This is a genomic window from Sphingobium sp. L-44, from assembly GCF_056859495.1.
This window is the reverse complement of record NZ_JBSXOQ010000050.1, coordinates 1-6,525: the sequence shown is the minus strand read 5'-3', so window position 1 is coordinate 6,525 and position 6,525 is coordinate 1. Positions and strand designations below refer to the sequence as shown.

The window sequence follows — 6,525 nt, the reverse complement described above, 5'->3', positions numbered from 1 at the left end:
CGTGTGAAGTGTGGTAACTCCACCTTACCGATGAGCCCGGTGGCCACCGAGTTCGAAATCGCATGGGGTTGGGCATGCCCAACCCCATGCGATCACCTCAATCTACACCGGAAATTACACCACGAGCGCGGACGCTAACATTTTCGCGACTCCGGTGTTCTTCGGTCGAGCCAGTGCATCATACCCCCATCTGCTCAGCGAGATATTTGTGTGGTAACACGTTGATTATGCCGTCGGAAAGGTTTCAAGAATTTTCAGAGAGACCGGTCGAGGGAACGGCCAATTTAATATGCAAGACGGCACACCCTCGTCACAAACGCACGCAGCGTCCTGTTCGATCGACGAGCCTCATCACGAAGATTGGATTGACGGAGTTCAATCCAATCCTTCACCAATGCGCGCTTGGAGGTCTGGGCCAACCCGACTGAAGCCCATTAATCGCGCAGCGGCCCGGATTAGATCAGGATTCTCTCCACCCGGATTGTCCTCCCGCGCTAGTCGGATTGCTGCGCGTACCTCCAGCAGAGAAAGGGCTTCCGCCTTGAAGGTGGCGCCACTCTCGGCTGACCGATCCCGCACTGGAGGCTCGGCGGCTTGCTCTGCGGTAAACCAGAAGCTCTCATGGTCATTGTGAAGGTCCGCGTCCTTCCGCTTTGCAGAAACAAGTGCCTGATGTGTGGCTGCTAGAATTCGTTTTCCGCTGCTTTTCTTGCCAAAGGCAGAAGCGATTCTGCGCGCGATCTCATCAACATGAACAGGTCCTTCGACCGCCACAATCTCCTGCACCAGTGGAACCAGGAACGGCGTTGGAGCTTCATGCGGTTCGATAGCGGTAGCAGCCCAAGGCTGTGCCCGAACATATGCGGGCATCACGCGCGCAACCACCTCCGGCAGTTCGCCCCGGTCAGGCAGATTGGTCTGTTCAGCTTGAGGGCGTCCACCGTTGGCTCCGGCAATTATCAACTCATCCTGGTTCACGAGGCGAGCAGCCTCGAGTGCTGCACGGAGCCGTTCGACTTGCCGATGCCGATCGTAGAACCAGTCTGTGCTCCAGATTCGGTGGAAACGCCAACCGAGATGCTCAAGAACATCTTGGCGTAGACGGTCCCGCTCGCGGGCCCAGAGCGCGGAGTGATAGGTTGCGCCATCACACTCGACAGCAAGCAAATAGCTGCCAGGGCGTTCAGGGTGCCGTACACCGATATCGATGCGAAAACCAGCCGAGCCGACCTGTGGGTCTGCAAGATAGCCGAGGCTGCGAATTACCTCTGCGACATCTTCTTCAAAAGGCGTGTCGGGCACTTCGCCGGTAAGTGTGGGCTGCTCAATCGTACCGGACTTGGCATATTCCAGAAAGCGCTTGAGGATACGAGGCCCAGGCTGGCTGGCGCGGCTGACGTCGAGTTGTCCCGGGTCAAAAGATGCAAAAACCTCGCACCGCAGCCGAGCTCGGGTGAAAAGCACATTGAGCCGTCGCTCACCACCTTCGCCATTCACAGGGCCAAAACTTGCGCCCACCATGATACCGCCGGCCTGCGTCGGGCCGTATCCGACGGTGATCAGGATCACATCGCGTTCGTCACCCTGGACGTTTTCAATGTTTTTCACGAACAGATCTTCGGCGCGGCCTTCCCGAAGGAACGAGTCAAGTTCGCTATCATCGCGTCGTGCCAACTCAAGCAGTTCTGTGATTGTATTTTTCTGCGCGTGGCTGAACGTTACGATTCCAAGGGACAGATCTGGCGTGCGCCGTGCATGTTCTCGTACGCGTGCGACCAGAGCGTCGCCCTCGATCCGATTGTCTCGCCGGCCACCCCTGTCGTAAACCCCCGCGACCTGAGTGAAGATCAAGCCGTAGGCCGCGTCCTTCTCTAAAGGAGAAGGAGGGAGTACCAACCCTCCATCATAGAACTCGGAGTTGGAGACGCGCATCAAGGAAGGATCACGAGAGCGATAGTGCCACTGCAACATGCGGCCCGGCAGGCCGCGCGCTTCGCACAGCGTTAGTATGCTCTCCGACGATCCCAGTGACGCTGCGTTCCCGAGAAGATCCTCGCTGGTTTCTTCTTCCTCGTCCAAGCTGTCGGCTTCGCCATCACCGTCAGCCAAGAGGCGGTCGAAGAAGGAGGATGGCGGCAGCTGCTTCTTATCGCCGACCACAACGATTTGCCGCGAACGAGCAATGGCGCCGAGCGCATCCTCTGGGCGCACCTGACTGGCCTCGTCAATGACCAAGAGGTCGAAGCTGACCAGCCCAGGTGTAAGGAACTGCGCAACCGAAATAGGGCTCATAAGCAGCACGGGCTTGATCCGTTGGATCGCAACAGGTGCGCTAAGGAACAGCTTGCGCAGCGCCATATGCTGCTGCTTCTTGCCGATCTCACCTCGGATCACTTTCATTTCTCCCTGCGCACCCTGCGGCAGTTGCGCGAGGTGGTCAGCGAGAATGGAGGTGACATTCTCCTTTAGGCGAGAGCGCTCGAGCTGGATGAAATCATCCACCAACGCATGTCGGTCAAGCGATGCGACCTCTTTTAGCGCAGGATTGGTCGCCAAAGCAGCATTCCACAGCTGCTCCGCGCGGGCAAACTTCAATTCAATCGAGGCCGCGCTGCCATCTAGCGATCCGCTAGCCATGCGGTCCGCCAGCTCTGCTAAACCGGATGCATCGAGCGCCGCTCGTGCCTGACATAGTGCAGCCCATTCTGCATACCGGTCGATGGCTGCTGCCATGCTATCGAACACGCCCGACACGACCATGAGATCCACATCTGGATGGGGCTTGCCGAAGCGTCGTTCGTCGAGGTCGAGCGCGCCGATCGTGGTCGCGATCCGATCTCGAGATTCGGAAAATATGGCATCAAGGTCAGCTGTGTAGCGCGCTCTCGCGGGCTGGTCGCTAGCGACCGCAACAAGGCGATCTGGCTGAAGAGTGATAGCCGCTCCAGCAGCTCGAGCGCACCATTCAGCGACCCTGGCCGCTCGTGGAAAATCAGTTCGTTCCCCACGCCAATCATCGCCAAGAGTAGTGGACAGCCACGACTCATCATCGCCCCACCTTTTGCGAAGGGACTGGATGTCTACAAGAAGGTCAACGAGAGCCAGCCGCTCATCGGCCGTCTTGGGTATCGGGCCTCGTAATAGACCGGCGAGCGCACGAGACGCATTTCGATAAGCCCCGCCCCAGCGGGCGAAGAACGAGCTCGTGCCAGAAACCAGAGGGCCGCGAAGATGCGTGGGGTCAGTGCCGAATGCGGCTTCGATGAAGTCAGCGCTGGCATTGTCTTGCGCGGTGCGCCAAGCTGCAGCTATGTTTAGCCCGTCGATCAAGCGGGCTGTTTCGGGTGTTGTGAGAAGCCGTTGCGCTAAGGCTGCATCTGAAGCGTTGAAGCCATCTAGTCGCTCTAAAAGGTCGCGTAAGGAGGGGGCGATGCTGATCGCGCGCGCATCGTCTAATCCGGCGGCTGACATCGGTGCGTCGAGTGCAGCCCTTAACCTGTTCGACCTATCGCTTGCTGCAACTAAGTCTTGTCCCAGGCGCGCAACAGCTACCGGTTGGAGGTCAATTGTGCCAACCCCAAAGAATGGATGGGCGTTTTGGGGACCAGCAGTGGCGAGTAAAGTGCCGTAGCGGGCTATAAGGTCGCATGCCGTCGCTTCCTCATCGCGAGACATGGCAGCCACAGTCGGCGCTGCGAGTGTGGGCATGGGGGCTCCCATGCCTAGATAGCGAGCCTGACGACCGAGAACAGTGAAGGGCGATTCTCCACTTTCTCCGATTGGAGCGTGTAAAGCATCGGCGAGAGCATTTAGCCTGTCACGGACGGTGCGAAGGGCCTCCGGTTTTGGTGGCATAGCTGGTGTTGCTTGTCCGGCGCTTAGGGTCCGAGCCAGTTCGCCGAGCACAGCTTTTTTGTTTGCTGTTTTGGAGTGGAGCTCAAGGATCAGATCTCGCAGGCCGACTTTCACTAGCCGATCATGCACCACCGATAGGGCCGCCATTTTCTCGGCAACAAACAGGACGGTCTTCCCCTCCTTAGCCGCTGCAGCGATGATGTTGGTGATGGTCTGACTCTTACCGGTCCCAGGAGGACCTTGCACGACCAAATTACGTCCTGCCCGGACTTCCTCGATGACCTTTGCCTGGCTCGCATCAGCATCGACAACATGGAACAGTTTGTCGGGCGGCAGGATGGCATCGAGCCGATCGTCTGGGCCGAACAACGGCGGCTCATGCGCAAATCCTTCGTGAAGCAAGCCTTGCGTCAACTCGTGCGTTTCTAGAGCGTTCTCCGGCCATGCATTGAGCGCCAAATCTCGATACATCAGCAACTTTGAGAATGAGAAAAAGCCGAGTTGGATGGCATCTCGATTCACTTTCCAGCCCGGTCGCTCGGCAACGATCGCCTCAACTTGGGCATGATAGTCACTGGGGTGCCAGTCACCCAACTCATTGTCGATTTCAGGTAGCCGAATGCCGAAATCCTCTTGCCAGCGCTGCTGCAGAGGCAGGTTGGTCATCATGTCGTCGGGGCGAACCCGCAGATCATATGTCGAACGGCGCGGATCGCGCACGAGCTCAACGGGCAATAATACCAATGGTGCTTCGCGCGCTACGCCCGACTCCTTATCCTCGAACCAGGTCGCAAAGCCCAGGGCTAGATAGAGGATGTTGATGCCCTGTTCTTCTTCAGCGGTTTTCGCTTCTCGAGCAATTTTCAGGAGGCGCTTGGCAAGAGCGTCTGGCCCCAGCCGCGTTTCCAACAGATTGTCTTTGTGCCGGCCTTCGCCAACATCGCCGTCAATTTCGTCTGCTAGAACGATCTCATCCGCATCGCGTTGGTCGTGCCCGTTGGCACGGAAACGCATTGCTTTGCCAGTCGATAGAATCGAATAAATATCATCGGATCGTTCATTGACGATGTTCAGAACGTTGCCGCGTGTATTCGTCCGATTCACATGGATGAGCCGGTTGCGGGTGCCCGTCTCCACTAGCCGCTTGCGGGTATCATCGAACAACCGCTGTATAGAGCGGCTGCGGATTGGATCGGAGCTGGATGTAGCGCGCGGGTCAGTGAGCAGGTCGGTCATAGCACCTGGGAAGTTTAAAGGTGAGAAGCGGCATCATTGATTCCACATCCTTAATTTGAAATTAGGGGCGGGGTAAATGTCGTTTCTCATTCGAAACCGACCTGCCACTTGATCTCTAGTTGGCGATCTTTAGGCCTTCCCATCCATATGGGTCGATGTGGCGCTCTATAATCGGCGCTACCCATTCGATTTTGCGCAAATTATGGAAATGCTCATCAAGCGTCAGCGTCTCGACATCTTGCCCGTCATGATCATTCGCAACCACCTGTGCGAGCGCATATCGATGGAACGGGCGGCCGTGATCAGGGTGGCTACCATTGGTCAATCGAGCATGGGATTCCTTGGTGATGTGCGCGACGGGGCATAGCCATGCGCGAACGAGAGTGGAGAACCGATGGTCAAAGCTTCTCCCTTCGTCCAGCACGGCGGCTGCCAGTTCGGAAACGGGAATAACGTGATCCATGGCGGTTTCCTCACCTCGGTCAACTGCCCCCGCACAACCATGCTCGCGGTAAAGGCATTCCATATTCTTATCGGCCCAACGGAGGCCGTATTGAAAGCGGATTTGTGCTTTGACTGCTTCGCTCAGGGCTCGTTTGGCTACCTTTGTCCAATTACCTACGAGGTCGTCGTAGCGCTGGAGATCATGCTGGAGTGTCCGCTTCATATAGTCGAGATATTCGACGGGAGCGTGGCCATGGTACAGGCGGTAGCGGAAGCGGTCGGCCAAACTGTTGGCTGCTGTTTCAGCAGGGGTTGGATCGGCTTCCTCACTTTCTGAGTGTGTCACTCCCTCGTTAACGATCGTGCGGAGCAACAATCCGTCTTCCGTAGCGATCATGTCGTAGGTGTTGGCGTAGGGGGTGCGCGAGCCTCTCCAAGCCGAAAAACTCGTGTAGGATGAGCCGTCCCGCTCGGATATTACCGTCAGTTTGCCGGGCAAATCAATTGTTGCAGTTGCGCAGTCGATAATGTCGCCGCGCCGATCGCGGAGGATGAACCTGCATGGGCGCTCTTGTTGGGCAATAAAAGATTTTATTGGCACTATTATTTTTCCTTAATGAATTGTTGGATGGTTATATCTGTCTGTTGGTGTTGTTCACGCAGAAATTCATAAAATTTTGAGATTATTTTTTGCGATATAAGCTCTGATGTGGGTGTAATAATTCATAAATTACCATTGTTCGATGCAGCAAAAAAGTTAATAAATTTCCATCGCCAGCCTCAACAACTTTCGTATATTGCTGGTATTCGGGCCATCAGGATGGGGTTGGTCAATGTCGGCCCAAAAAGTAAGAGGCTGTTTGGGAAATCGGCGGCAGGGGTTGTCATAGGCGTATCTGCGTGATTCAGGCTCTGGATGTGGACGCAGCAGAGCCGGGGGCGGATGGCCCAGATTGCGAAGAAGACGAAGCGTTATCCCAGTGACCTGAC

The 6,525-nt window shown here is 56.4% G+C and carries 3 protein-coding genes; all 3 read right to left on the bottom strand.

Features of this window, described 5'->3' with window-relative positions:
- Positions 1-375: 375 nt before the first annotated feature.
- The gene (locus AC13EK_RS04200) at positions 376-5,091 is read right to left on the bottom strand and encodes a DUF3320 domain-containing protein (protein ID WP_234792404.1); all 4,716 of its coding nucleotides are present in this window, start codon (positions 5,089-5,091) and stop codon (positions 376-378) included.
- 115 nt (positions 5,092-5,206) lie between these two features.
- Positions 5,207-6,136: a hypothetical protein gene (locus AC13EK_RS04195; RefSeq protein WP_125989802.1), complete on the bottom strand. Its 930-nt coding sequence runs from the start codon at positions 6,134-6,136 to the stop codon at positions 5,207-5,209.
- Between the two features lie 156 nt (positions 6,137-6,292).
- Positions 6,293-6,525: hypothetical protein (locus AC13EK_RS04190; protein ID WP_483022053.1), on the bottom strand; the 233-nt coding region annotated here is incomplete at its 5' end.

Coding starts and splice junctions, on each gene's coding strand:
- AC13EK_RS04200 (WP_234792404.1), bottom strand. CDS start 5,091: ATGACCGACCTGCTCACTGACCCGCGCGCTACATCCAGCTCCGATCCA.